At 42.8% G+C, this 1,436-nt stretch carries 1 protein-coding gene; it reads right to left on the minus strand.

From position 1 onward, the window contains the following. Positions 1 to 1,396: saccharopine dehydrogenase NADP-binding domain-containing protein (locus NC238_02090; GenBank protein ID MCM1564748.1), on the minus strand; the 1,396-nt coding region annotated here is incomplete at its 3' end. Positions 1,397 to 1,436 lie beyond the last annotated feature (40 nt).

The following is a 1,436-nucleotide window of genomic DNA, read 5'->3' on the forward strand; positions in this document are numbered from 1 at the left end:
CGGCTGGATTTTCTTTGAAAAATATTTTGCGATTTTTAAGCGGTGTCCAGTCCGAAGGTGTGGAAATAAATTTCCCCAGATACGGTTTGGCAATATTCAGGACAAAATCATGAGGCAGGTCCTCAGGTGTTTTAATACCTTCTCGTGGGTTTTCAATCATCCAGAGTATAGCAGCAACAATGCCTGCAGCTACCTGAAGAGTAGTAGCATTCTGGCTGGGAGCAAGGGATCTGGCCTCTTCAATGCTCAATGAGCTTCCAGTCCACCATGAATTATAAGAATGGCCCATCAAGAGTGCACCCATTATATCCTCGCCAGATATGATTTCATTTGTCATGATCCTGAGTTTGGGTTGAAGCTCATAATTCCTGCCTCGCAATTCGCAAAGAGAGGAAAGTGTATCTTGACAGGGCATATATGCATAGTGTACGGTAGGCCGATAGACCGCCTTGTCATCTTCCCAAACAGTTAACAGTTCTGAAAGGCCATATGCTTCGCCATGACGGATCGCCATACCTACAATTTCTTCGTCTGGTATCCACGATCTGACCCATGTATTAATGCCCATCCGGGGCAAGAAAATCGTATTTTTCGGTCCGTACGGAGGTATATGTGCCAGGGGCGGTAATTTGCTCTCATGTGTTCCCCAGGCTATTTCAACCGGAGCCGTCCCTTCTTCTCTCAATCCTTCAATGCTCCATGTCCCTACAAATTCATTTACCTCCTTTGGCCGGTTGGTAATTTGAGTATCCCGCTCGCTACAATGGATCACTTTGATCCCCAATTTTTTAGCCAGGCGAGCAAAATCCATTTTTTTTGCGAGGAGGGCAATCTCCTGTTCCTCTTCAGGAGAGACTTTCTTATCAGCACAGGTGCGGGCGGCAATATCCAGCAAGCCTTGCTTTACGAAGTGAGTTATCAGGCCAGGATTTGCGCCATGGTCAACAACAGCAGTCGGCGCATCTTTCCAATCACGGGAAAGTTCAAGCAATCTCATTTGCCGTAAATAAAGCGATTTTTCCAATAGACTTTGAGTCAAAAATTTCTCAGCAGGATTCCATACTTCGACCGAAGTGTTAACGTACAATACATTGTGATCATGGCACCACTCGATGATCTCATTGGCATCGATGTTCCATGAAAGATCAATGATCATGCCTTCATTTTCCATGTATTGTGACAAAACCTGATTCAAATTTTTTGGGGTAATTTTTTCACAGACAAATCTTAATCCCTGATTAGTATATTTTTTCAGGGCTTTTGATTTGTCTTCAAAATCAATTAAGGTAATGTTTTCTAGCGGAACATCGAGTTTATCCATTAAAAGGGGCAAGGTACATTGTGAAACTGATCCATAACCAATAATAAGGATTTTATTGGAAAACTTTTTTTTCATGGTTTCGTAAACGCAAGGCTTGGATATAACTTTTCGCATA

This window comes from Dehalobacter sp. (genome assembly GCA_023667845.1).
GTDB lineage: Bacteria > Bacillota > Desulfitobacteriia > Desulfitobacteriales > Syntrophobotulaceae > Dehalobacter.